Origin of the sequence: Sphingobacterium sp. WM (genome assembly GCF_029542465.1) — a bacterium.
In the GTDB taxonomy this organism is placed as follows: Bacteria; Bacteroidota; Bacteroidia; order Sphingobacteriales; family Sphingobacteriaceae; genus Sphingobacterium; species Sphingobacterium cellulitidis.
The window spans coordinates 3,003,756-3,029,599 of record NZ_CP120709.1 but is presented as its reverse complement, the minus strand read 5'-3'; the positions used below and the strand labels follow the sequence as shown (position 1 = coordinate 3,029,599).

The following is a 25,844-nucleotide window of genomic DNA, read 5'->3' as shown; positions in this document are numbered from 1 at the left end:
GTTAGAATGCATTGATGCCGTTTACAGTTGTGTATTTAAAACTTAGTTTTTGCTCCGGATAAACATATTTAAAAGCACTTTGGACCATTAAGGCCGCTTCGTGATATCCACAAAGGATTAGCTTTAATTTGCCCGGATAGGTGTTGATATCACCGATGGCATAAATGCGTTCTACATTGGTTGAATAATCAAATGTATCCACCACAATGGCATTTTTATCAATGTTCAATCCCCAATCTGCAATGGGTCCTAACTTCGGACTCAAACCATAGAGCGGAATGAAATGATCTGTCTGTACAACAATTTCCTCCTTAGTTTTGTTTGTCATAAGTACAGATTCTAAATGGCCATTCCCATTGAGGCTCTGTAAGTTATGGGATAATAGAAGGTTGATTTTGCCTGATTTAGCCAGGTTGTAAACCTTCTCTGCAGAGTCTGGGGCTCCCCTGAAGCTATCACTGCGATGCACCAGAGTCAGCTCGCTCGCAATATCACTCAAAAAGATCGTCCAATCCAAGGCGGAATCTCCACCGCCCGCAATAACGATCCGTTGATCTCTGAATTGCTCGGGATTCCGAACCATATAGTGAACATTTTTACCTTCAAAATTGGCTAGATTGGCCAATTCAGGCTTTCTAGGTTCAAAGCAACCTAAGCCACCTGCAATGACAACAACTTGGCAATGTATCTTCGTCCCTTCTGAACCCATTACGATATAGGAGCCATCCTCCTGTTTTTGAAGCCCATCAACACGTTCACCTAAGCTAAAAGTCGGTTGAAAGGGTTCTATTTGCTTCATTTGATTGTTGATCAATTCTTGCGCATTGATGCTGGGGTAACCCGGAATATCATAGATCGGCTTATGTGGATATATTTCTGATAATTGTCCTCCAACCTGAGGCAGAACATCGATAAGATGGCAACGCATCTTTAATAAACCTGCTTCAAATACCGCAAATAATCCTACGGGACCTGCACCGATTATGCATATATCTGTTGTGATCATATCTATTTGGTTTCTAAATTTTTATAAATCGTATTTAATATTCTTGTAAAGTCCTGAAAATCTTCATCAGACAGATTCTCCCAAGCCTTCATCCGAAATTCCTTTACCATGGGAGCTAACTGTTCCACCTGATGTTTACCGCTAGTTGTTAATTGGATATGTAAGCAACGACGATCGGAAGGATGCTCTACCCGCTGGGCATAGCCCTTCTTTATCAGCAAATCAACTATCCTAGTCATGGTTGGCTGATCCTTCCCACATTGATCCGCCAGATCTTTATGGGTTAAATCCTGATGTTCATATAAGGTCTTGAGCACAGACCATTGATCAACCGTCAAATCAATTCCATGATTAGTGAATGAAGATTGCGCAAATTGTTTCACCCTTCTCGCCGTTCGGTCTAGTATGAATGAGTATTGATTGAATTCTTCCTTTAGCATAACAACTATTAGTATGACAAGTAAATTTAAGGATTCTTTGGTTATTAAAAGAATGCATTGAAAAATATTACAAGCAGATGCATTTTACCCAACTTTTCCTTGTTGTTCTAAATCAAGGTTGAGAAGCATATTAACTCAAAAAAAATACAGGATAAATTCGCTGTTTTAACGGACCTTCTTCGGACCTTCTTCGGACTTTTTCCGCATCTTGTTCGAATTTTTTCGAAGGAACTCCCTAGGATGTCCGGACAATCTGCGGCAGAAAACAAAATTTGAGTAGGACTTGAGAGGAATGAATACGGAAACTGTTGGTTGCTGATTGATTAGGAAAATTTGGAACTGGCGGAAACCAGTTACTTAAATGAAAGGTTAATATTCAATTATATTTAGATAACATCGGATAATAAAATCGTCTCCATCAGGCTTAATTTTATCTAAAATTTAAACCTATGCAAGTATTAGTCTGTAAAGAGCCCTCTGAGTTTGAGTACATTGAGGAAGATTATCCTGTAGTTAAACCTGGATATAGTCTATTAAAATTGCAAGCCATTGGTATATGTGGTACGGATTTGCATGCTTATGATGGTAGTCAACCTTTCTTTCAATATCCACGGGTTCTAGGGCATGAAATCGCAGCAGAAATAATAGCTACCGAACATCCTGAATTTAAAGTCGGTCAACTGGTTACTTTCTTACCTTATTTTAATTGTGGTCATTGTTATGCCTGCCAATCAGGAAAGGAAAATTGTTGTCAGGAGTTGGCGGTATTTGGTGTTCATATCGATGGCGGAATGAAGGAATTTATTCAAGTTCCAAATCAGTATCTAGTTGATGCGAATGGATTAAAAAAGGAAGAATTGGCTTTGGTTGAGCCTTATTCTATTGCACTTCATGCGGTGCGTCGCTCTGGTCTGGTTGCTGAAGAAACGGCAGTTATTGTTGGGGCGGGGCCTATAGGTATCGCAGCTGCTACCTTTGCTTTTTTATCCAATGCCAAAGTCCTTGTCATCGATATTAATGAGGACCGCTTAGAACTCTGCAGGAAAATGTTGCCAAAGGTAGAAACCTGCAATGCTCATTCAGGGCTGCTAATTGAAAAGATTAGTGAGTTTAGTAATGGGCGGATGGCAAATGTATTATTTGATGCTACCGGAAATCTAGATGCTATCGAATCCAGTTTCTCTTATTTGGCTCATGGCGGTAGGTTCGTTTTAATCGGTTTGCAAAAAGGAGATATCAGTTTTAATCATCCGGAATTTCATAAAAGAGAAGCAACTTTGATGAGTAGCAGAAATGCTAACCGAAAAGACTTTGAGGATGTTATTGCCTTTATGAAAACTGGCGAACTGAACTTTCAAGATATTATTACTCACCAGATTCCATTTAATCAATTGGCAGAAGAGTTTCCTAATTTAATAAAGCCCGAAAATAAAGTTTTAAAAGCCTTGGTACAATTTCAATAAATCTATTAAATCCTAAATAACCGTCATTATGAAAACTAAAGCAATTAATAAATCGACTATTATTTTTTTGGCTAGCCTCTTTCTTTTGTTTATGCAATTTAATGGCTTTAGTCAAGTCAAGGAACGTGAAATACCCAAAGAATGGGAGAAGCTGGTTGAAGGGGGGCGATTTCGAGATTTGTTCTTACCCATGGAGGGTAGTAAGAAGCAAAAAGTAGGTAATTGGGGAGCAGACGCGGTGAAGAATAGATTTGTGGACAATGGGATAGAAGATAATACGAATTCCTATTGGGGTGGCAATATAAAATTTGCAGATGGGAAGTATCATCTATTTGTTTGTGGTTGGCCGGAATCTTCCAGCAAAGGACATATGGCATGGCCAGGATCCATTGTCTACCATACAGTAAGTAAAGATATCCATGGACCTTACAAAATTGTAGATACCATTGGGAAAGGACATAATCCTGAAATTTTTCAAGCGAAGGACGGTTCCTATATATTATATGTAATCGATGGTTCGTACCGATCCAAAAGTTTGAATGGTCCTTGGGTTTATGAAAAGTTAAGTTTTGATAAGCGGGATAGACCAATTATTGAGGGTTTGTCTAACTTGACTTTTGCAAAACGCGAAGATGGTTCCCAATTAATGGTTTGTAGAGGCGGAGGGATTTGGTTTAGTGAGACCGGCGGTAGTTCTTATCAACAAGTTTCCAATCAAAGGGTATATCCGCCAGTAGAAGGGGAGTTTGAAGATCCAGTAGTATGGAAAGACCATATTCAATATCATTTAATCGTGAACGATTGGTTAGGTAGAATAGCCTTTTATTTAAGGAGTCCGGATGGTATCAATTGGGTAACTGATCCCGGACAGGCTTATACAGTCGGGATTGCTAAACATAAGGATGGAACGTCGGAAGACTGGTTCAAATATGAACGTATCAAAATTTTTCAAGATGATTTAGGCCGTGCTATTTCAGCTAATTTTGCTGTCATTGATACCATAAAATGGGAGGATAAACCCAATGATAAATACAGCTCCAAAAACATTGTTATTCCATTGCGAAAACCACTTCTATTAGAATATTTGAATGCTGGGTTACCTCAAGACAATGAGGAGATTCGAATTTTGGTCAAATCAGAAAAAGGATTCAATGCAGCTAAGGATTTGGACCTTGCCAGCATAAGATTTGGTGCGAATGATGCGGTCAACTATGGAGCAGGTAGCAAAATTCTGCGGACTGAAAAAACTAAGGGTGGACTCATATTGATTTTTGACAGTAAAGGACATCAATTAAAACAGGATGAATTTGCACCAAAACTATTAGGAAAGAATAAAAAAGGCGGTTTAGTCTTTGGTTATACACGGGTGCCATGGGCTCAGTATGAGAAAGGGATCTTGAGTGCACGGAAACCAATCATTAAATCGGAAAATGCGCAATCTCATGCTCAGATTATCTTGGAAAATTTTGGAACGCGTGCCAGTAAAGCTGCTACAGTTCAACTTTTTCAAGTGAAAGAAGGGAAAAGAAAATTGCTTGGAGAATCAAAGTTTGATTCGATTCAACCCTATGCTAAGCGGGAAGTTGAAATAAAGCTCAATGATTACGAATCCAGCAATGACTTCATCTTGGTTATTGATGAGCCTGAAAGTAAAATCAATGAATGGTCTTTTAAGCTAAATGACTAAGAAAATATTGTGGAATTGAAGCTTGGGGAATTAATAAGATACCTTAAGCTTCATTTTTACCAATCAAGCGTTCCTTAAACTGTCTAGGAGTAATCCCCTTTATGGATTTGAATATTTTATTAAAATTAGAAAGGCTTGAAAAACCACAATCATAAGCCACATTGCTGATTAGATTGTCATTTTTCATGATTTCCTGACAGGCGATGCTTATTCGAGTTTCATTCACAAATTGGATGAAACTTTTTTGTGTTCTGGCTTTAAAGAACCTGCAAAAAGCTTGTTTGGTCATATTTGCCATTTCAGCGGCCTCATCCAATTTAATATCCTTGTTATAATTCTCCAATACAAAGCGGATGATATGGTCGATTTGATTTCCTTTAAACTCTTGCGATGAGTATCGATTTCTATAGGAAGTGCTGGAGATATATTGAAAATCCTCTGTCTTGGTCAGCTGATTCAATAATTGTAAAAAGTAAATGGTTCTTTCCAGATTCTCGGCTTCATTGATAGCGAATAATAACTTGGTCAATTGGGCTTTACTTTTACCAGTGAAAATCACACCGCGCTCCATTTGGTTGAAGAAACTTCTGATATTATGGGTTTCTTGCAATTGCTCTAAAATCTGGAGGCATTTCTCCACATCAATAAAAAGCGTAATTGACATGGCTTGCTTTTCATCGGGTTGGCTCGGTTGATTGGAGTACCAAACATGAGGAAGATTGGAACCTAATAATGTTAATTCATCCTTCTCAAAGTTTGAGATGTTGTCTCCTATAACTCGTTGACCACTACCTTCTTGGATATAGTTAATTTGGATTTCTTTATGAAAGTGAAAATTTGTGGAAAACAATTGATCGCTAAAGTGTCGAAATTTATACACTTCATTATCAAGCTGACTTAATATGCGGTCAAATTTGGGCTTCATGTTTTGAATTAATAGGTGATGTTTTTTGAAATTAAGGAATTGCCAAACTCAAAACAAGATATTGCTTGTTAAAATGCATTTAAATGCCCAAAGTATCTAAATTGTTAATATAGTATGCAACCTGGTTAATTCAATTTTAATGAAGAAGTGGAATGAGCGTTATTTTTGATTATTCCGTAATCCGAATTAATCGGATTATTCTCAATTATAACCTTATGTTAAGATTCAGAAGATTTCTATTCCGTAAAAAGGGTTTATTAATAGCCATTGCGAGTTTATTTTATCTCCATGGCTGGAGTCAGGAGCAAGGTCCAAACCGTATTTGGTATGCTGAACCAGCAAATTCTACAGTGAAAGATAATCCAGATGGCTGGGTAAGTGATGAAGAATGGCTGAAAGCTCTTCCACTTGGAAATGGTTCCTTAGGGATCATGGTATTTGGGGATGTAAATCAGGAAAGAATTCAATTGAATGAAATGTCCTTATGGAGTGGGAGTTATGCAGATTCCGATAATCCGGAGGCTTCTAAACATCTTTCCCAGATTCGGGAATTACTATTTGAAAAGAAGTTTAAAGAAGCTACTGATCTTACCAATAAAACCCAGATTACAAATGGCAAGGGATCTGGAAGTGGCAATGGGGCCAATGTTCCCTTCGGTTGTTTTCAAACCATGGGTGACCTTTGGATAGATTTTAAGGAGAAATCTGCCTACAAAAATTATAAACGGGAATTAAATTTAATAGATGGTATTGCAACTGTAGCATATCAACAGAATGCGGTTAATTATAAGCGGACAATCTTCGTCAGCCATCCCGATCAAGCCATTATCATCAATTTCAAAGCGGATAAAAAATCAAAGATTAGCTTTGAATATTCCTTAAATCGTCCTGAGCGATTTAATACCCGCATTGAAAATCAGGTTATGATTATGGAGGGGGAGTTAAATGACGGGCATGGTCAACAAGGTATGCTATATAAAAGCTCTATTATCCCTCAAATAAAAGGCGGCAAAATAAAGGAAAATGGGGATAAAATCAGCATCGAAGCTGCTGATGAGGTTACCCTAATAATCACAGCAAAAACCAATCATAAACTAGAATATCCTACTTATCTAAATCGCAATTACTTAAATGAATTGGATGAGATCAATGAAGGGATAGGGAAGAAAAGCTATGCCCAATTATTAGAGCGGCATATTGCTGATTTTAGTAAGTTCATGAAGCGGATAGATTTTTCATTGGGGGATGGAATGAATGATCTTCCGACCAATGAATTATTAATCAAGAATGCAAAAACAGGGAATGAGCAGGTCTTAATACCTCTTTATTTTCAATTTGGCCGTTATTTATTGCTTTCATCCTCTCGAGAGGGGGGCTTGCCGGCGAATTTGCAAGGGATTTGGGCAAATAAGATCCAAACTCCTTGGAATGGTGATTATCACACGGACATCAATGTTCAAATGAATTATTGGCCTGCAGAGGTTAGCAATCTTTCAGAATCCCATAAACCCTTATTAGAATTTATAGAATCTTTAGTTATTCCAGGTGGACATACTGCAAAAACCCAGTATGGGATGTCAGGTTGGGTGGTGCATCCGATAACCAATGTATGGGGTTATACCGCTCCCGGAGAAAGTGCCAGTTGGGGGATGCATATTGGTGCAAGTGCTTGGTTAGCACAGCATATTTGGGAGCATTATTTATTTACGGAGGATTTAGAATATCTGAAAAAAGCCTATCCAGTGCTCTTAGGTGCAGCCCAATTTTATTTGGATTGGTTGGTAACAGATCCCAAATCTGGGAAGCTGGTTTCTGGTCCATCCCCATCACCTGAAAACACTTTTATTGCGGCGGATGGGACCCGGGCACAAATCAGCATGGGACCGACCCATGATCAACAGGTAATTGATAATTTGTTTTTGAATATTATCCATGCTTCTAAACTGCTGAAGGCAGAAGATTCCGAAATACTAAAGGAAATTCAGGCTGCCCAACAGAAATTATTATTATCCAAGATTGGTCCTGATGGTCGTTTGATGGAGTGGGCAGAGCCTTATGCTGAAGCAGAGCCAACGCATCGACATTTATCACATTTATTTGCGTTTTATCCAGCTTCGGAAATCACCTTGAAAAAGACTCCAGAATTGGCGAAGGCTGTGGAGAAATCCTTGCTTGCTCGAGGGGATGATGGTGTTGGCTGGACTTATGCATGGAAGATATCTCTTTGGGCGAGATTAAAAAATGCAGAAAAGAGTCTTGAATTATTAAATAAACAATTGCGACCGACAGATGATACTGGAACCAAATATTCAGCTGGTGGGGGGACATATTATAATCTTTTTGACGCCTGTCCGCCTTTTCAAATCGATGGTAACTTTGGCGTCATAGCGGGAGTGGCTGAGATGTTATTGCAAAGCCATGATGGTAGCATCGATTTATTACCAGCTTTGCCTTCAGCCTGGAAAAAAGGAAAAATAAGTGGATTGGTTGCTCGTGGAGCAATTGAAGTTTCCATGGTTTGGGATAATCATAAATTGCTGGAAGTGAGTTTAAAATCGAAGTCGAATAAAGAAGTGAAAATTAGTTATCTGGGAAAAGAAAGGTTAGTGCGATTGGAGGCTGGTAAGTTGTTGAAACTTAATAAAATATAGCGAGTATTTTAGCTAGTTATACAGCCTTATATCGGTTAATATTGGATTAATTGAGGGTAATTTTGAGGAAAAGCAGGGTTACTTTTTGATGTATTTTGGGGTTAAATAAACCTAATTCAAATAACATGAGGAAAGTAATCAAGCTAGGCAAAATTGCCATGCTTAATATGGTCATTTTATTATCGACCATATTAAATGCACTGGCTCAGGAGCAGGTTCAGGTAACAGGAAAAGTTACCAATAAGGAGTCTGTATCCATACCGGGAATCACGGTGAAAAATTTGAGTAGTGATGCGGTTGTTTCGAGCAATAGCTCGGGAGAGTTTAGCATCACAGCAAAGATTAATGACAAAATCCAATTTTCAGGGGTTGGCTATGAGCCACAAACCCTAACTGTAACATCATCGAGTCCTTTAAATGTTCAAATGTTGAGCAAGGATGAAGAGATCGATGAGGTGGTGGTTGTAGGTTTTGGACAACAAAAGAAAGTCAATTTAACAGGTGCAGTAGCCACTGTTGGGGGGGATGAATTAACAAAAAGACCCGTTACAGATGCTGGATCGATGTTGCAGGGAAAGATGCCTGGAGTTCGGGTCGTACAAAACTCAGGACAACCTGGTGAAGAAGGGCTATCCATTCGCGTTCGTGGGCAGGGTACTTTCAGTGGTGCTGGTTCTAATCCATTGGTTCTTATTGATGGAGTTGAAGGCAGACTTTCGGATCTTAATCCTAATGATATCGAGAACATCTCCGTTCTAAAAGATGCAGCATCAGCTTCCATTTATGGTTCTAGAGCAGCCAATGGGGTTATTATCGTAACGACAAAATCAGGAGTTTCAGGGAAAACTAAGGTGGATTATCAACTTGGATTAAATGTCCATGAAGTGACAAAAATGCCTGAGTTTATCACCAATTCAGTAGAATACATGGAGCTATGGAATGAGGCTAAGAAAAACTCTAATCTTCCAAGTGGACTATATCCTCAAGAGATAATTGATGCTTATAGAAATGCTACGGATAGAAATCAATATCCTAATACGGATTGGGTAGATGTGATGTTTGATCCTGCCTTTGTTCAGAACCATTACTTGACATTCAATGGCGGTGAAGGAAAAACAAAATATAATGTTTCCCTAGGTTATGTAGATCAACCTGGAACGATGAAAGGTTTTGATTTTCAGCGTTATAATTTCAGGTCGAACATTACTTCAGATATCAATAGCTTCATCACCTTCGGAACGAATCTCGCCTTTAAGCACGGCGTAAAAAACAGCTCGAGATCAGGTGGTACAGATATCTTTTTATCAACCTTAGCGCAAGCACCGACCTATGGTCCGTATCTTCCTGATGGCAGTGGTCGATATGCTTACAAAGCCTATGTTTTTGAAAGCAACAATAAAAATCCACTTGCTATCGCTGAAAATGGTGTAATGAATAGGCTTCGGGACTATACCGGAAATTTACAGGCATGGACCAATGTAAAGCTATTTAAAGGACTTTCATGGTACAGCAAGTTTGCTGTAAACGGAGATTTTTACCGGAATAAAGATTGGAGACCTGTAGTTCCATTATACAATTACCATACTGGAGAATTTATGACGAACCTGGATACTGGTGGAAAAGGTTTGGCCAATCGTTCGGAGCAAAGGATTTATACCAATTTGTATTCTTATTTATTATATGAAACTAGTTTTCAGGAGAAGCATAATTTAAAATTACAATTCGGTTATAGCCAGGAGAATTCCAAGTTTGAAAATTTAAGTGGGTATAGAGAGCAATACCTGAACAACGACCTTCAAGAATTGAACGCAGGAAGTGCAGCAGTCCAAACGGCAGGAGGTTATAGTGAGGAATGGGCGATTCAATCCCTATTTGGACGTGTAGGCTATGATTATTTGAATCGGTATTTATTGGAATTGAATGTTCGATACGATGGGACCAGCCGTTTGAATCCTGAGAATAGATGGGGAGCTTTTCCATCCATTTCTGCTGGTTGGAGGGTTTCCGATGAACCATTTATACGTGAGAATAATTGGACCTGGTTAAATGATTTTAAAATCAGGGGTTCTTACGGGATATTAGGAAATCAAAATATTGGTCTCTATCCTTACCAAAGTATATTGGAGTTAACCGGAGCTTATTCATATGATAATGCCACCTTAATTCCAGGGGTTGCCCAGTTAGGTTTAGCCAACCAGAATATCAAATGGGAAACTACTAAATCAACGGATATTGGGGTAGACTTAACCATCTTTAATGGATTGACAATTACAGCAGACTGGTACCGCAAAACGACCTCCGATATTTTAAGACTTTCTCAATTGACTGATTTAGTAGGTCTATCGGCGCCTTATGTCAATAGAGGAGTGATGGAGAATACCGGAATTGAACTGAATGTAGGTTATCGAAATACGGTTAAGTCTGGAACGATGGAAGGATTGGCTTATGATTTCGGCTTTATGATTGATAAGTTCAAAAATAAGTTAGTCACTTTTGGAGCTGAAGAAATCTCAGGTTATACCATGAAACGTGAAGGATTACCTTACGATAGCTTCTATATGCTAGAAATGGATGGTATTTTTCAATCTCAAAGCGAGATTGATAATTCGCCAAAACAGTTCAATGATAAAACCTTACCAGGTGATATAAAATATAAGGATCAGAATAATGATAACAAGATTGATAATGATGACCGAATCATTATAGGAAACCCATTTCCAAAATTTGAGTATTCCTTCAATATTGGAGCAAGTTGGAAAGGGATAGATATTTCGGCCTTCTTCCAAGGGGTTTATAAGCGGGATGTATTTGTAAACAATTGGGGGACAATTCCATTCGTACAGGGTGCTGTACCTACAGTAGACTGGAGAAATCGTTGGACCGAAGAGAATCCATCGCAAACGATGCCAAGAATATACTGGGGCTGGGATGGAGGTGAGAAAATAACTCGAAACTCATCTTACTACTTAAAAGATGCCAGCTTCCTAAGGTTTAAGAATTTGGTGGTTGGATATACTTTCCCAGAGACCATGACCAGCAAATTAAAATTGAGCAAGGTGAGAGCCTATTTTTCAGGAGACAATTTGTTTACCATGACGGATTATCCAGGTTTGGATCCTGAGCGTACTGGTAATGGAAACTTTTTGAATTATCCTCAAAATAAGATTTACTCTTTTGGTCTTCAACTTAGTTTATAACCCTAAAATAGATTATTATGAAATTCAGATATAAATATTTATTAATCCCAGCTTTAGCCCTTTCATTGGGTTCATGTTCGGATTATCTTGATAAGAACCCCACCGATAAGTTATCCCCAAGTTCATTTTGGAAAACCAAAGGCGATGTAGAATCTGCATTGACAGCTGTATATGCAACCTTGCAAGCTAGCCAGTATTCTTATGGTGCTCCAAATTTTGACAATATTACAGATAATGGTTATGGGCAGCACAATTACGATAATAGCAGCAATATCGCTCAAGGAAATATATCTTCCACAACTGGGGGCTATATCTCTACGATTTATTCAACTTCTTACAGAGGGATTGCGAGAGTAAACATCTTTTTGAAGAATTTAAGTGAATATAGCATGGCTGATATTTCGGATGTGGACCGTAAGAACTATGAAGCCGAAGCCAAATTTATTCGAGCTTTTTATAATTTCCAATTATATATGTTTTATGGATCTGTTCCATTGGTGACTGAGCCATTGGATTTGGAAACTCAATTCCAGGAAAAAACAGATAGTAAAAATATCTATGCGCAGATAATAAAAGATTTGGATGAATCTATTGCGACACTTGATGATGTATCCTATTTGTCGAAACCGGGACATGTTGTTCGATCTTCTGCTCAGGCATTGAAGCTCAGGGTTTTGATGAATGATAGTTTCACGTCAAAAACCGCTGCGGATTTAGCGAAAATGAAAGAAGCTGAGCAAGTTGCCAATGCGATCATTAGCAAAGGGTTGTATAGTTTGGACACAAATTATGAAGGTCCTTTTAAGGATGCAACTCAAAAAAGTAGTAATGAGATTTTATTTTCCATTAACTTCTTAGCGCCAAATAATTCTACCGAAATGGATATGTGGTATGGGGATTGGGTTGTGGTAAGTCCATTGAAAAATTTAGTGGATGCATATGATTATACAGATGGATTGGCTTATGGGGTTTCACCATTGACAGATGCGAATGATCCGTTCAAAAATCGGGATCCCAGATTAGGGAAAACTATATTTAAGGGCACGGTTGTTTGGCCAGATGGGAAAACGCATCGACCATCCAATGGAGCTCCAACAGGGTTTGGATTAAAGAAATTCCTGACACCGGATTTGGTGCCTTATGGCTATGCAACGCGAAGCCAGCAAGATTGGGTGATGTTGCGATATGGCGATGTTTTGTTGCATGCAGCCGAAATTGAAAATGAACTCAACGGTGCTAGCAGCAAAGCCTATTCTTATATCAACCTCGTTCGTAAGCGAGCAGGAATGCCAAACTTGCCTGCAGGATTATCCAAAGAACAATTTAGAGAACGATTAAGAAAAGAACGTAGAATAGAATTGGCTTTTGAAGGATTGCGATACTATGATTTAAAACGTTGGAAGATTGCTGAAGATGTATTAAATAATGTGAATGATGGTATTATTCCATATTCCTTCGAGTCTAAGTTTTATAAGTGGCCTCTGCCACAAACGGAGATTGATAAGAGTCAAGGGAAATTGGTGCAAAATCCAGATTATGGTAAATAGTATGCCCATATAAGAATCAAAGAAAAAGCTGTCAAAATTACTTGACAGCTTTTTTTATAGGTAATCAGATTGAAATTCTATCCTTCTTTTAAAAGAATCTCTTCGCCTTTTTTCAAGGAAATATGGTAATAATTATCCGCTTTTTTCAATGCTTTTCCCGCACTGTTTACCAGATTTTTTCCTACTCTGAGTTTCAATGTTCCGTTGTGATTAGCTTTGATTTTCAATTGTTTTATTTTTCCAGCGACAATTTCTGAGCTGAATAAATAACCGCCTTCAGATCGCAAATTTTCAAATGAATAATCCTGCCATGTATTTGGGATTGCAGGCAACAATTCAACATAGCCTTGTTTGCTTTGGATCATCAGTTCATGGATTCCTTGGGCAAAAGCAAAATTCCCTTCAAGGGTGAACGGTCTATAGGTAAAATTCGAAAATTGACCGCCTTTCTGGTCACCATTTAAATGGAAGGAATTGATAGAGCAGAAGTTATTGGCAAACTTTTGAAGGTTGTCCAATGCAGATTCCGCATTCTTTCCGCGGGCATGTAGAATCGCCATCCAAGAAAAGGAATAACCAACCCAAGCTCTGGTTCCTAAGGTATCTAAATGATGCAAGGATTTTTCAATAAGCGGTTTATCTTTAGCTGAGTTGATATCGAGTGTTCCCATTGGATAAATTGCCATGTAAGGCGACATATGTCTGTGGGAGTGTTCCATAGGAAATCCTGGGGCTACTAGTAATCCGGTTTGATCTTGAGCGAATTCAGGAAATTCAGCTCTTATCTTTAGCCATTTCTGAGCTTCTTCTTTTTTCCCCATGGCATTGCTGATATCTGCTGCGGACTCAAAAAGATAATGTACGAGTGCTAGGTCAAAGTTGGTCCAATCTTTAAACCAGGCGTCTATCCGGTTGTCATTATATTCTGGGCTTGAGCTAATAGGAAGATAGCGTTTTCCGTTTCTTTTGGTCGTTATTTGTTCCAAATAGGTTGCAACATCCTGGATGTAAGGGTAAGCCCTATTTTTTAAGAATTCGGGATCCATACTATATTTCCATTGCCAGTAGAAATGTTGGGCAGTCCAAGCACTTACGGTAGGGGAAAGTGAATATTGAATCCAACCTCCCATAGGAATTCCATTTAGAGTCAATACTCCCGGGACATTGAGCCCTTCAGTTTTGAAATATTGTTTGGTAAATTCCTTATTGACGTCTTTGATGGACCATAACCATTCAGTAAATGAAGCAGCTTCTTCGAGCTTGTTTCCTGTATATCCAGGCCAATAACTAAGTTGAGTATTTAAATCATTATGGAAATCGCCTTTCCAAGGAGGTAAGCCAGCATTATCAGCAGTCCATACAGCCTGTAGGGTGATTGCTGGTGCACCTTTTCTCGCAGCTGAACCAAATTTGTACATTTCTAGGAAATATTGTTTTTCCAATACCGGGTCAGGAATGCGAATACTGGATTGGGCCCAATAGTTCTGCCACCATGCCGTATGTTCCTTTCTGAAATTACCATCCTCAATTCTTTCCAAGCTAGGCTCCAATTGAGCGGATTGATTATCAGAGACCGTCCATAAGCCAATTATGCGATCTGCAGAAACCTGCTTCCATACAAGTAATACTTCAAAAAATCGCTTATCATAGGTTGGTTGATGGATAATTTGATAATTATTTCCTTCTTTTAATGTTCCCTGTTGATAGCCTAATCTGGAAAGTCGTTGACCTTCAACGACGGACTGTTGACCATTATCTGTCGCGGAAGCACCATAGCTATGTGGGATCAAATTAGGCAAAGGTAATTCCTGATTGTTTCCAGTAATTTCAAAATAACCAATAGGTTTGGTTGCGTGAATAAAGTTTTGAATGCGAATGCCGTTTTCAAAAATTATAGTATTGGTAGCATCCGCGAGATTCAATTCATTGCTTTTGACGGTTCCCAATTTAGCGAGGTCAAAAGTCATAGCTGCAGCTGGTAACTTAGTGGGGTAGGGAATAGCGTCATATGGTCGGTCACCCCATTGTTGAGCATTTTGATAAGTATTATTGAACACCTGTTCTTGGACCCATTTAAAATCATGTTTTTCGATGTCCAAGGCTTTTCTTTCATCCCAAAGATCCGCACAGTCCAGAGAGTACCTTAGAGTATTATCTTTTTTCCAGATTAAAGCGCCGATTTCAGCATTACCTAAGGGAATGGCCTCATCCCAGCGTTCAGCAAGTTTAGTAAAGTTCAGATTATGCGTTGGGAAGGGTTGAGCATGTGCACATATACTCCAGCCTAACAAAAAAAGTAGAGGGAAGAATTTTTGTGAAGATATCATATCAGGTTATTTTTTATAAAAATAACGCATTAATATGGCTGGGGATTCTTCTTAATTAACCGAAACTGAAACTATTTTGTCTAATATGGATTTGAGGGATTAGTGAAATTTAGCAGGATTTTTGGAATAAAATCCTATTGTATGTGCTGTAAAAAAGAAAGGGCTGTTATTAAACAGCCCTTTCAAAGATCTTTATAGGATTAATAAATCCATTTAAAGTTATATTCTTTTTCTGGAATCTTCATACGATCTGCCAGACGTAATAAACGGTCAGGAAGACGCATTAAATAATCTCTAGCTTTTTCACCTTGTTCATTCAATCCAGTTACCTGATCAATTTTCCAATCTGTCAAAAGTTCTTTTAGGATATCCACATAATCAACTGCTGTATAAACACCTAAACGTTGAGCTGCATCAGAGAAGTGCGCAAATGCGCCACCTTGAGGTTCTCCAGATTCTCTTAAGAAGTGAGCCGGCATTACGATTTTTTTCTTCATCATATCCTCGAAAGCAATCATGACTTCACTAGGGTCAACGACCATGGCATGGGAGATAAAAGACATATAAGCTTTGGCATGTCTAGCTTCGTCGGAAGCAATGACACCACACATTTTAGCTAATAATTTATCACCACTTTTTTTGGATAATGCAGCCACACGACGGTGAGATACATTGGTCGCCAATTCCTGGAAAGAAGTATAAATAAAGTTTCTGTAAGGGTCAGCACCTGTACCAATATCGAAGCCATCTTTAATTAAATACTGAACAGAGATTTCAAACTGTTTCATATCAATTCGACCCGATAGGTACAAATATTTATTAAGCAAGTCACCGTGGCGGTTTTCTTCAGCAGTCCATGCGCGTACCCATCTCATCCAGCCACCTTGTTCATTTTTATTGACATCCTCTACCATGGTTAACCAGGACTCATAGGTTGGAAGAGCTTCTTCCGTGACAGTATCACCGATTAGGACAGCAACCAAATCATAAGGTAATTCTTTAGCGCTTTCTTGTAAATCGCGAATTTCCTCAAAAAAGGTATCTCTGCCTGCATCCGGAAGGAAGTCAGCTGGTTGCCACATATCCTCAACAGGTTTTAAATAGTCGGACATTTCATTCAACATGAAAGGTTCCAAATAGGTCATAACCTCTTTTCTTGAGCCTTCTGGTAAGTTTAAAGGTAGTTCTTGCATAATTAAACAAAGGTAATCAATATCGACTTAATAATAATTTAATATTTTTTTATTTCCTTCCTTAATTAGGATTATTACTTATAAATAACTTTAATCTTGCCCGATATGTTTTATTATATCTTAACTTTGTAAAAGAATAAAAATATCAAGAATTGGATACACTAGACATCAAATCGATACGCGAGGAATTCCCAATTTTGAAACGTGAGGTAAATGGGAAACCTTTAGTCTATTTAGATAATGGGGCGACTACGCAAAAGCCCAAAGCAGTAATTGATGCAATCCTAAACTATTATACGGACATGAATAGTAATGTTCACCGCGGTGTTCATTACTTAAGTCAGATATCAACAGATGCCTTTGAGGTTACTCGACGTAAGGTTCAGGAATTTATCAATGCCAAGCACGACTACGAAATCATAATCACTAAGGGTACAACCGATAGTATTAATCTGGTTGCTACATGTTTTGGTCAGGAATTTATACATGCAGGGGATGAAGTTATTATCTCCGCAATGGAACATCATTCCAACATTGTGCCATGGCAGATGGTTTGTGAGTCAAAGGGGGCTAAATTAAAGGTTATCCCGATGAACGAAGCCGGAGAGCTGGATATGGAGGTTTATAAATCCTTGCTGACTTCAAAGACAAAGATTGTTTCTGTTAACTATGTTTCAAATGCCTTAGGAACAATCAATCCTGTCAAGGAAATTATTCAACTTGCTCACGCACAGAATGTACCGGTATTAATTGATGCTGCACAAGCTGTACAACATATCAAGATTGATGTTCAAGAACTGGATGTAGATTTCTTAGTATTCTCAGGACATAAAATGTATGGTCCAACTGGGGTTGGTGTGCTTTATGGGAAAGAAGAATGGTTGAATAAAATGCCACCGTACCAGGGTGGAGGTGACATGATCAAGGATGTTACTTTTGAAAAGACAACTTATAATGAATTACCATTTAAGTTTGAAGCTGGTACTCCCAATATTGAAGCTGGGATTGCCCTAAATGCAGCAATCGATTACATCAATGAATTAGGTATTGATAATATCAAAAAATACGAGGATGAACTTCTGCAATATGCTACGGAAAGATTACAGGAAGTTGAAGGGATTCGTTTTATCGGAACAGCCAAGGAAAAATCATCCGTGATTTCCTTTGTTGTAGATGGCACCCATCCTTATGATATTGGGGTCCTTTTGGATAAATTAGGGATTGCTGTTCGTACAGGTCATCATTGTGCACAACCGGTTATGGAGCAGTTTCATATCCCTGGAACAGTTCGAGCAAGTTTAGCAGTTTATAATACCAAAGAAGAAATCGATGCACTGGTAGCCGGCGTAAAGAGAGCCGTAGCTATGTTAGTATAAAAGAATATGACAATTAATGAAATACAAGATGAATTGATTGAGGATTTTTCCTTTTATCAAGATTGGATGGAGAAATATGAATTCATCATTCAATTAGGTAAGGAGCTTCCGATTATCAATGAATCAGATAGACAAGATCAATATATTATCAAGGGCTGTCAATCCAAAGTATGGTTGGTTCCGGAAATGAAAGATGGTAAATTAATATTTACTGCGGATTCAGATGCGGTTATCACGAAAGGATTGGTCAGTTTAATGGTGAAAGTATTATCAGGTCATAGTCCAAAAGAAATTGCGGACGCCGAGTTATATTTTATTGATCAAATTGGTTTGAAAGAACATCTTTCGCCAACTCGCGCCAACGGATTATTGTCCATGGTAAAACAAATAAAATTATATGCAATCGCTTTACAAGCTAAAGCATCTTAATAAAAACGCTGCCTTTGGCAGCGTTTTTATTTTTTAGACTTTTGATTTTCCTCAAAACTTCTTTTAATATATTCTTTGAGGTCATATTCAGACATTTTGGAGAATTCTTGCATGGAAGGCCTATAGATATTTTGGAAAATTAGGGCCTCATCTCCTTCAAGGCCTGTCATTTCTTTTATTAACTCCACGGAAAAAGTCATATCAATATACTGCATTGTATACTCATCGGCTTCCAATTGTTTTTCTAGCGGTATCTTTTCTGGTCTTTTAAAGAGCATTCTTTTAACCGCGAGCAAATCTACAGTAAACAAGGTTGCTGTGCTACCATTTGCGAGAAAACCTCTTGGATTTCCCGACATGTCAGCACGCCCGAGGACGTATTTTCTAAAGGTTGGTGTTTTGGGAATATTAAGATTGAGATTTACCTGATTTGAGTCCTTTTTACTTGTTTTTCCTTCCACGGTGATGGCTTCAATCTCGATATATTTTGGTTTTAACAAAATGGATGTGAGGGTTTTTTCCTTAGTTTCCATGAAAAGATTGATCTTGAGGACTTCATAATTATTAAGATGAATTCTCAGGCTATCATGTTGGTTCACAGCAATCGAGAAATTTCCTTGATGGTCGGTGAATTCTACAGCTTTGCTGCTTTCCACTTTTACCCGATATAATATTCTACCTGTTTGCGAATCCCTAACATTACCTTTTACAGTTTGGGCTTGAATCTGTAGACCTGAAAACAAGAGAAAAAGTAGCAATAGGAATTTCATATAGGTATTATTTAATACCTAAAAATAATTTATAAAACTTTAAATACTAGATTATTAACTTATTTTAACGAATGGTTTTACTAAACTTTAATAAAGCTGGAGGAGATCCTTTTGCCAAAGAAAATTTCAGCCTTTTCATTAAAATCTTCGGGATCATCCGTTGTGAAAAATTGAAGTGATTTCTCTTTGGAGCACTTTTCTTCCACCTCAGGATGTCTTTTGAGGTAGTCCACTAGGCTTTCAGCAACGAGTTTTCCTTGGGAAATAATATTGATTCCTTCTGGGACGTATTTTTGAATCAGAGGGAGTAATAGGGGGTAATGGGTGCAAGCCAAAAGGATGGTGTCCATTTCAGGTGATGCTTGCAATAATTGTTGGATATCTTGTTGGACAAAGAAGTTAGCACCTTCGCTATTAAGTTCATTATTTTCAACCAAAGGAACCCAGAATGGGCATGCATGTTGAAAGACTTCGATATCGGGATGGAATTTATTGATTTCGATTACGTAGGAATTTGAATTGACGGTACCTTGAGTAGCCAGGATTCCGACCTTGTTACTTTTTGTAAATTGATTGACGACCTCCGAGGTTGGGCGGATAACGCCTAAAACCTTCTTGCCTTCTGGCAGGTCGTTTTGTTGAATGGTTCTTAATGCTTTTGCCGAGGCGGTATTGCAGGCAAGGATAACTAAGTTACATCCCAATTCAAAGAGTTTAAAAACACATTCTTTAGTGTATTCATATACCGTCTCAAAAGATCTGGTGCCATAGGGTACTCGGGCATTATCCCCTAAATAGATATAATCATAGTCAGGGAGATGTTTATGGATTTCTTTGAATACTGTAAGACCACCATAACCAGAATCAAAAATGCCAATAGGACCAGGGTTGTTTTGTTGAGACATGTAAAATAACTTTCTTCAAATATTGATACAAAGGTTGTTGATTCTGATTTCAATTGCAAATGATTGGAGAAATTCTTGAGGTTAATTTTTACTTAAATCGGGAAAGCAAGAAAATAATCTTAGCTTTAAGTATGATGGGCCTAAAACTAACTATCCCAATATTTCTTATTTTTCTTAGCAGTTTCAGTTACTCCCAACAGAAAAATTCGATTGTTGTTTCTAGCAGTGGACATTCCCTGGAATATGAAGATGGAAGACCGTTTTTTTGGTTAGGTGATACTGCATGGGAATTATTTCACCGATTGAAAATTGAGGAGATTACAGAATACCTGGATAACCGAAAGGCTAAAGGATTTAATGTCATCCAATGTGTAATCTTGGCGGAATTGGATGGAATTCGAATTCCGAATCGATATGGTGACTTAGCATTAATAGACGAGGATCCAAAACAACTTAACCAAGCTTATTTTAAACTGGTAGATTCAGTGATTGAACTTGCCCAGGAACGCGAGATCTATTTGGCAATTCTTCCTACTTGGGGTGATAAGGTGACTTTGAAATATTCCGGAGCTGGACCTGTGATCTTTTCCAAAGAAAATGCGCATCAATTTGGAAAACTATTAGGAGCGAGGTATAAAAAGTATGATCATATTTTCTGGATATTAGGAGGAGATCGGCCAGCAGCTGACCAGGAAGAAAGCTGGCTTGAGGTTTATCGCTCGATGGCAGTAGGGTTGGATGCGGGCTCTGGAAAGAAAACCTTAAAGTCATTTCATCCCGGAGGATATATTTGGGAGAGCAGTCCAATGCTGCACCAAGAGGCGTGGATGGATTTCAATATGATTCAGTCTGGTCATGCGCGGTTGGATGTTCCGGTTTGGGATTTAATACAGAAAGATTTGAGTTTGCTTCCAAAGAAGCCCAGTTTGGATGCGGAACCCTGTTATGAAGATCATCCTATCAATCCATGGAATGGATGGGATCCTTCGAAAGGGTATTTTCGAGATTGGGATGTTAGAAGACAACTCTATCGTTCTGTCTTTGCGGGTGGATTTGGGGTGACCTATGGGCATCATGCTATTTGGCAATTTTACGGATCTACCTTTTTGCCTGTGAATTACCCAGATCGAAATTGGCAAGAAGCAATGGATAGACCTGCTGCATTTCAAGCTGGCTTCCTTAAGAAATTGATTCTTTCCAGGCCTTCAAAAAATAGAATACCAAATCAATTGATGATCCTGAATCAGGATTCGATAGAAGCAAAGAATTTTATGACCGCATTTACCGATTCCGAAAAATCCTATGCTATGATATATTTACCGAATAATAAGTTTGTTAACCTCAATATGCGTGAGTTTCCTAGTAAAAACATCCGGTATCAATGGTTTAAGCCAGAAACAGGTGAATTAATGGAAAAGAAGGTCGTTAAGGTAGAGGAGAAAATGCAGCTTCATGTTCCCATTAATAAGAATTCAATAGATTGGGTGTTGATTATTGATAAAATAAATTAATTTACTTAATGGAGATTTTTTCTTAAATAACAGTGGTTTTTTTAATGATACTGAGTGGTTTCTTATCAGGATTAAAGCTCAGTGTTAAGTTTATATTAATTCGTAAAAATGAATTAAACCACGTGTAATAAAATCCGTCATTTATATGTATGCTGGATGATATCTTAAAGGCAGACGATATTATTACTTAAAGAAACGAAAATTAATTATTACAAAATTATTTATGAAAAAAATCACATTTTTATTAATCGCTTTATTAGCCGTATTTGCTTCCTGTTCAAAGGAAAATGTAAATCCAAATCCAGAACCAGAGCCTGAGCCTGAGCCTTCTGTAGAATATCCCAAATTTATTATTACTTCACAAGATACCAGTGTGAGTATTTTTCAAAATGTGTTAGCTTCCTTACAGTTGGAAGGGGAAGAAGCAAATGACCTAAAAACTGGTATATTTTTAATGGCGGCCTATGATTCCATTATTTGGGAGATCCCAAAACAATATTATCAACCTGAACCAAGCACTAATTATTCAATAAAAGTTGGTTTTGCATTTCCTTTTCCAGGTACTTACAAGCTTTATGTTTCAGGATATAAGAACAAGGCTATTGTAAGAAGAGATTCCATTAATTTTATTGTCAAGAATTCAAGGGACTTTTTAGGGTTAAATTGGAAGACAGGTAAGGACGAGACCTTTAATTCTGCAGAAAATTCATATACCAAAACCCTTTTAAATTTAAAAAGTGATATTACAGGAGATAAGCCATCAGCTAGATTAGAGTTTATGTATAGCAGTAGTTCTGGGCGGGATCAATATTCTATAATATCTTATAATACCTTAACTGAATGTATCAATAAAAATTATGGTGAAAGTCAATATACTTATACTGGTGATCTAAATAAGTCAAACTTGGTGGCAAAATATGCGGAGCTTTTCAAGAATCCATTAGAGAGTCGATATTTTCCGGTAAAAATATGGCAAACCGAGAAAAATAATATTGTTTTATTAGGAATGAAGGAGGGTTCTGAAGAACGAATTTATTACGTTGTTAAAGCAGAACCTCGGAGTTAAAATTAATTTTAAAATTAAAATAAATGCCCCCAAATTCTCCTAGAATTTGGGGGCATTATTTATGTTAAGCTTTTAAAAGTTCTGGTTTTTCTTTGTATAATTTCCACATCAATTCACCGAATAAAGTATTGGTCCAAGCGAACCAATGTCTGGTAAATTTCTTAGGGTCATCCTTATGAAAAGATTCATGCATAAATCCAGTACCTCCATGGGTGTTCTTTAAAGTTTGCACACATTGGCGGATTTCCTCGTCATTTGTAGAGGTATTGGCCCGCATGATAATAGACATTGGCCAGATCATATCACGACCGATGTGTGGACCACCAATTCCTTCAGCAAATTTTCCCTTGAAGAAGAACGGGTTTTTATCGGAAAGGATAAAGTTTCTTGTTCTTTGGTAGACTTCATCATTAATATCGACTGCACCTAGATAAGGTAAAGCCAATAAGCTAGGAACGTTAGCATCATCCATCATCAAATAACTTCCAAATCCATCAACTTCAAAAGCATAAACGCGTCCGTGAGTAGGATGGTCAATAATACCATATTGATTTACAGCTTGCTCCACTTCGTTGGCCAGCGCTTCCATTTCGGCAGCTAAGGAGTTGTTGTTTTTCACTTTTTTCAGAATTTCTGCGGATTGGCGAAGGCTAACAATAGCAAACAGGTTTGACGGAATCAGGAATCCAAAGATACTGGAATCATCAGATGGGCGGAAGCTAGATACAATAAGTCCAACAGGATTAACTGGATAGCCATAGCCATCTACCTGCAGGGTATCTGAGCCTCTGGAAGTTGTTCTTTCAAATTTATATGGACCTAAACTTGTCTTACGTTGTTGTTCTTTAAAAGTACGAAGGGTTGCTTCCTGTGCTTTTACCCAAGTTTCATCAAATGGGGTAGTGTCATTAGTTTCTTTCCAATAGCGATAAGCCAAACGGATAGGGTAGCATAGAGAGTCAATTTCCCATTTACGTTCATGCATTCCCGGTTTCATATCGGTATGATCGGTAAACCATTCTCCTTTTTTGGTAGGATCATTATAGAAAGCATTAGCATAAGGGTCTATATTGATACATTCTGATTGCTTATTGATCAATCCAAGGATCATATTTTTTAGTTTTTGATCCTTGTTTACAAATTGAATGTACGGCCAAACTTGGGCACTACTATCTCGTAACCACATGGCGTCGATATCACCTGTAATCACATAAGTTAATTTGCGGTTACCTTTGGATTCATCGTATACCGTAGTATCTAAAGTATTAGGGAGACAGTTATTAAACATCCATCCTAATTCTTTATCCGCTACATTTTTTTGAAATTCTTTGATCATGTCTTCCACCAGTTTACTGCTGAAATGACGTTTATTAACAGGCGTACGGACTACCGGAAAATCATTAATTCCCTCAGCAAAAGTGAATTTGCTGGCGAGCATTCCAGCCCCTAATAGGGCTGAATTTTGAAGAAAAGTTCTACGCTTCATATTTATAATAGAATAGTTTTACAATTAATTAGGTAGCAATATACAAATTGTCGTTGATTTTCCCTTGCATAGACTAAACGTTTTAGCTATTAATATGGGTAAAATTATGTTTAGCTCGATTAATAAAAGTACCTTTGATAGTTTTTAGGAATAAAATTTGATAGTATTGCTCAAATATCTCGACTAATAATAATTTATGAAACAGACGTTATCCTATGCAATCGTCGGACTACTAAGTCTAAGTACCTTCGGCACATTGCAAGCACAAGTCAAGAATCAACCTTACTCTTACCAACATTACCAAAAGTATGATGAAGAGTTATATTCGCCAAATACCCGTTATCATACATCCTCGAAGCCTTATTTATTTAAGGGTCGCTTGTTAGAGAAGATGGATTCGATTCAATCGTTGAATTCGGTGGATTCTGACAATTGGTTTATGCGGAAGATATTCAATGAACACCTAGTTCAGGTTGAAAAAGAAGATCATACTTTTTATTTGGATGTTTTACCTGATTTTGTGATCGGGACAGAGATGCTCGATAAAGATAAGAGAACGACATGGTTAAACACCCGTGGGGTTCAAGCAGGAGTTACCATTAAGGATAAATTCACTTTTTACGGTAATTTCTTTGAAAACCAAGGGGTATTTCCACGGTATATAGATGATTATATCAAGGAATCACGAGTGGTACCTGGTCAGGCAATGTCCAAAAGACCTTTGAATAAAACTAAGGATTGGATGTATGCAACAGCCAATTTCACTTATGATTTTAGTGATTATTTTCAAGCGACCTTAGCTTATGATAAGAACTTTCTTGGGGATGGTTATCGTTCGGTTTTATTATCTGACTTTTCATCGAACATGGCTCACTTAAAGCTTACGGGAAAAGTAGGTAATGTACAATATACCTCGATATGGGCATATATGACTGATCCAAATAATCCCAGAGTGGATTCATTGAATTCAGGCGGTAGATATGGTGACGGTATTAAATGGGGTGCCTTTCAATATTTAGATTGGAATGTGACGAATCGCTTGTCATTAGGATTCTTCCAATCAGTAATTTGGGCTAACCGTAATCAAGCGGGTCATCGCGGATTTGATTTTAATTACCTGAATCCTGTTTTATTCCTTAGACCAGTAGAGAATAATAATATTTCATCTCCAGATAAGATGTTCCTAGGGTTAAATGCAAAATATAAGGTGTTGGATAACCTAACAGCTTATGGTCAGTTTTTACTAGGAGAGTTTACTGCGAAGGAATTTTTCTCGAATAATGGTTATAAACATAATAAGTGGGGGGTACAGTTAGGAGCAAAGGCTTTCAATATTTTCGGGGTAAGAAATCTGAATATTTTGGGAGAGTATAATGCTGTTCGTCCATATACCTATCAGCATTTTGTTTCCATATCCAATTATAGTAATAGAGGGGAGCCATTGGCACATCCAAGAGGGGCAAACTTTAGAGAATTGGTTGGTGTTGCGAATTATTCGTGGAACCGTCTTGATTTTTCGGTTCAAGGATTATATAGCAGATATGGCACAGACCCTATTGGTAAATTTGGGGTTCCTATCAACTATGGCGGCGATATCTTCCAATCTTATAATACTGCGCCGAATACCTATGGTAACAAAATTGGTCAAGGGGTTCAGAATGATCTGTTTTATGCAGATTTGAGAGCCGCTTATGTATTAAATCCGAAATATAATTTGAGATTTGAGGTAGGTTATACCCAACGTTATAATCGAATTGAAGATGAGCCGACTCAAAAATCTGGAGTAATTACGGTTGGATTACGTTCAAGTTTCCGTAATCTTTATGGAGATTTTTAGGATTATAGTATCTTTAGCATATAAAATC

Annotated in this window: 18 protein-coding genes; 10 read left to right on the top strand and 8 right to left on the bottom strand. The window is 37.8% G+C overall.

Features of this window, described 5'->3' with window-relative positions; translation table 11 throughout:
• Position 1: 1 nt before the first annotated feature.
• A complete protein-coding gene (locus tag PZ892_RS12950) occupies positions 2-1,006 on the bottom strand; it encodes an NAD(P)/FAD-dependent oxidoreductase (RefSeq protein WP_182499673.1) in 1,005 nt (334 codons plus the stop codon).
• Positions 1,007-1,008: 2 nt separating this feature from the next.
• Entirely contained in the window at positions 1,009-1,446 is a 438-nt protein-coding gene (locus tag PZ892_RS12945; RefSeq protein ID WP_182499672.1) for a MarR family transcriptional regulator, read from the bottom strand.
• Positions 1,447-1,895: 449 nt separating this feature from the next.
• Between PZ892_RS12945 and PZ892_RS12940 the strand changes: the two genes are divergently transcribed.
• Positions 1,896-2,909 carry a zinc-binding alcohol dehydrogenase family protein gene (locus PZ892_RS12940; protein ID WP_182499671.1) on the top strand — a complete coding sequence of 338 codons (1,014 nt, stop codon included), beginning with the start codon at positions 1,896-1,898 and terminating at the stop codon, positions 2,907-2,909.
• Positions 2,910-2,937: 28 nt separating this feature from the next.
• Complete coding sequence (locus PZ892_RS12935; RefSeq protein WP_277711431.1) at positions 2,938-4,596, top strand: glycoside hydrolase family protein; 1,659 nt, start codon at positions 2,938-2,940, stop codon at positions 4,594-4,596.
• 43 nt (positions 4,597-4,639) lie between these two features.
• On the opposite strand, the gene PZ892_RS12930 is transcribed toward PZ892_RS12935, so the two are convergent.
• Positions 4,640-5,521: an AraC family transcriptional regulator gene (locus tag PZ892_RS12930; RefSeq protein WP_094256082.1), complete on the bottom strand. Its 882-nt coding sequence runs from the start codon at positions 5,519-5,521 to the stop codon at positions 4,640-4,642.
• Positions 5,522-5,736: 215 nt separating this feature from the next.
• Between PZ892_RS12930 and PZ892_RS12925 the strand changes: the two genes are divergently transcribed.
• From PZ892_RS12925 to PZ892_RS12915, 3 genes are all read left to right on the top strand, one after another.
• A complete protein-coding gene (locus tag PZ892_RS12925; RefSeq protein WP_277711430.1) occupies positions 5,737-8,172 on the top strand; it encodes a glycoside hydrolase family 95 protein in 2,436 nt (811 codons plus the stop codon).
• Positions 8,173-8,297: 125 nt separating this feature from the next.
• Positions 8,298-11,369, top strand: a complete 3,072-nt coding sequence (locus tag PZ892_RS12920) for a TonB-dependent receptor (RefSeq protein ID WP_277711429.1) — start codon at positions 8,298-8,300, stop codon at positions 11,367-11,369.
• A gap of 17 nt (positions 11,370-11,386) precedes the next feature.
• Positions 11,387-12,916, top strand: coding sequence for a RagB/SusD family nutrient uptake outer membrane protein (locus PZ892_RS12915; RefSeq protein ID WP_277711428.1), 1,530 nt, complete (start codon positions 11,387-11,389; stop codon positions 12,914-12,916).
• Between the two features lie 77 nt (positions 12,917-12,993).
• Here PZ892_RS12915 and PZ892_RS12910 read toward each other — a convergent pair whose 3' ends face one another.
• Both PZ892_RS12910 and PZ892_RS12905 read right to left on the bottom strand, forming a co-directional pair.
• Positions 12,994-15,243 (bottom strand): glycoside hydrolase family 95-like protein, encoded by a 2,250-nt coding sequence (locus PZ892_RS12910; RefSeq protein ID WP_277711427.1) that lies wholly within the window; start codon positions 15,241-15,243, stop codon positions 12,994-12,996.
• Between the two features lie 200 nt (positions 15,244-15,443).
• Entirely contained in the window at positions 15,444-16,436 is a 993-nt protein-coding gene (locus tag PZ892_RS12905; protein WP_094256077.1) for an acyl-ACP desaturase, read from the bottom strand.
• Positions 16,437-16,588: 152 nt separating this feature from the next.
• Here PZ892_RS12905 and PZ892_RS12900 point away from each other — a divergent pair, with 152 nt between their 5' ends.
• Together PZ892_RS12900 and PZ892_RS12895 are read left to right on the top strand one after the other, a co-directional pair.
• Positions 16,589-17,812: a cysteine desulfurase gene (locus PZ892_RS12900; RefSeq protein WP_094279934.1), complete on the top strand. Its 1,224-nt coding sequence runs from the start codon at positions 16,589-16,591 to the stop codon at positions 17,810-17,812.
• A gap of 6 nt (positions 17,813-17,818) precedes the next feature.
• A complete protein-coding gene (locus PZ892_RS12895; RefSeq protein WP_277711426.1) occupies positions 17,819-18,241 on the top strand; it encodes a SufE family protein in 423 nt (140 codons plus the stop codon).
• Between the two features lie 26 nt (positions 18,242-18,267).
• Here the strand turns inward: PZ892_RS12895 and PZ892_RS12890 are convergent, their stop codons facing one another.
• Together PZ892_RS12890 and murI are read right to left on the bottom strand one after the other, a co-directional pair.
• The gene (locus PZ892_RS12890) at positions 18,268-19,011 is read right to left on the bottom strand and encodes a hypothetical protein (RefSeq protein WP_277711425.1); all 744 of its coding nucleotides are present in this window, start codon (positions 19,009-19,011) and stop codon (positions 18,268-18,270) included.
• Between the two features lie 80 nt (positions 19,012-19,091).
• Positions 19,092-19,916, bottom strand: coding sequence for a glutamate racemase (murI, locus tag PZ892_RS12885; protein WP_277711424.1), 825 nt, complete (start codon positions 19,914-19,916; stop codon positions 19,092-19,094).
• 131 nt (positions 19,917-20,047) lie between these two features.
• Between murI and PZ892_RS12880 the strand changes: the two genes are divergently transcribed.
• The gene (locus PZ892_RS12880; protein ID WP_277711423.1) at positions 20,048-21,427 is read left to right on the top strand and encodes a DUF4038 domain-containing protein; all 1,380 of its coding nucleotides are present in this window, start codon (positions 20,048-20,050) and stop codon (positions 21,425-21,427) included.
• Positions 21,428-21,650: 223 nt separating this feature from the next.
• Positions 21,651-22,493 (top strand): hypothetical protein, encoded by an 843-nt coding sequence (locus tag PZ892_RS12875; protein ID WP_277711422.1) that lies wholly within the window; start codon positions 21,651-21,653, stop codon positions 22,491-22,493.
• A gap of 64 nt (positions 22,494-22,557) precedes the next feature.
• On the opposite strand, the gene PZ892_RS12870 is transcribed toward PZ892_RS12875, so the two are convergent.
• Positions 22,558-23,979: a glycoside hydrolase family 125 protein gene (locus PZ892_RS12870; RefSeq protein WP_094256070.1), complete on the bottom strand. Its 1,422-nt coding sequence runs from the start codon at positions 23,977-23,979 to the stop codon at positions 22,558-22,560.
• Positions 23,980-24,175: 196 nt separating this feature from the next.
• On the opposite strand from PZ892_RS12870, the gene PZ892_RS12865 reads away from it, so the two are divergent.
• Entirely contained in the window at positions 24,176-25,816 is a 1,641-nt protein-coding gene (locus PZ892_RS12865) for a gliding motility protein RemB (protein WP_277711421.1), read from the top strand.
• Positions 25,817-25,844 lie beyond the last annotated feature (28 nt).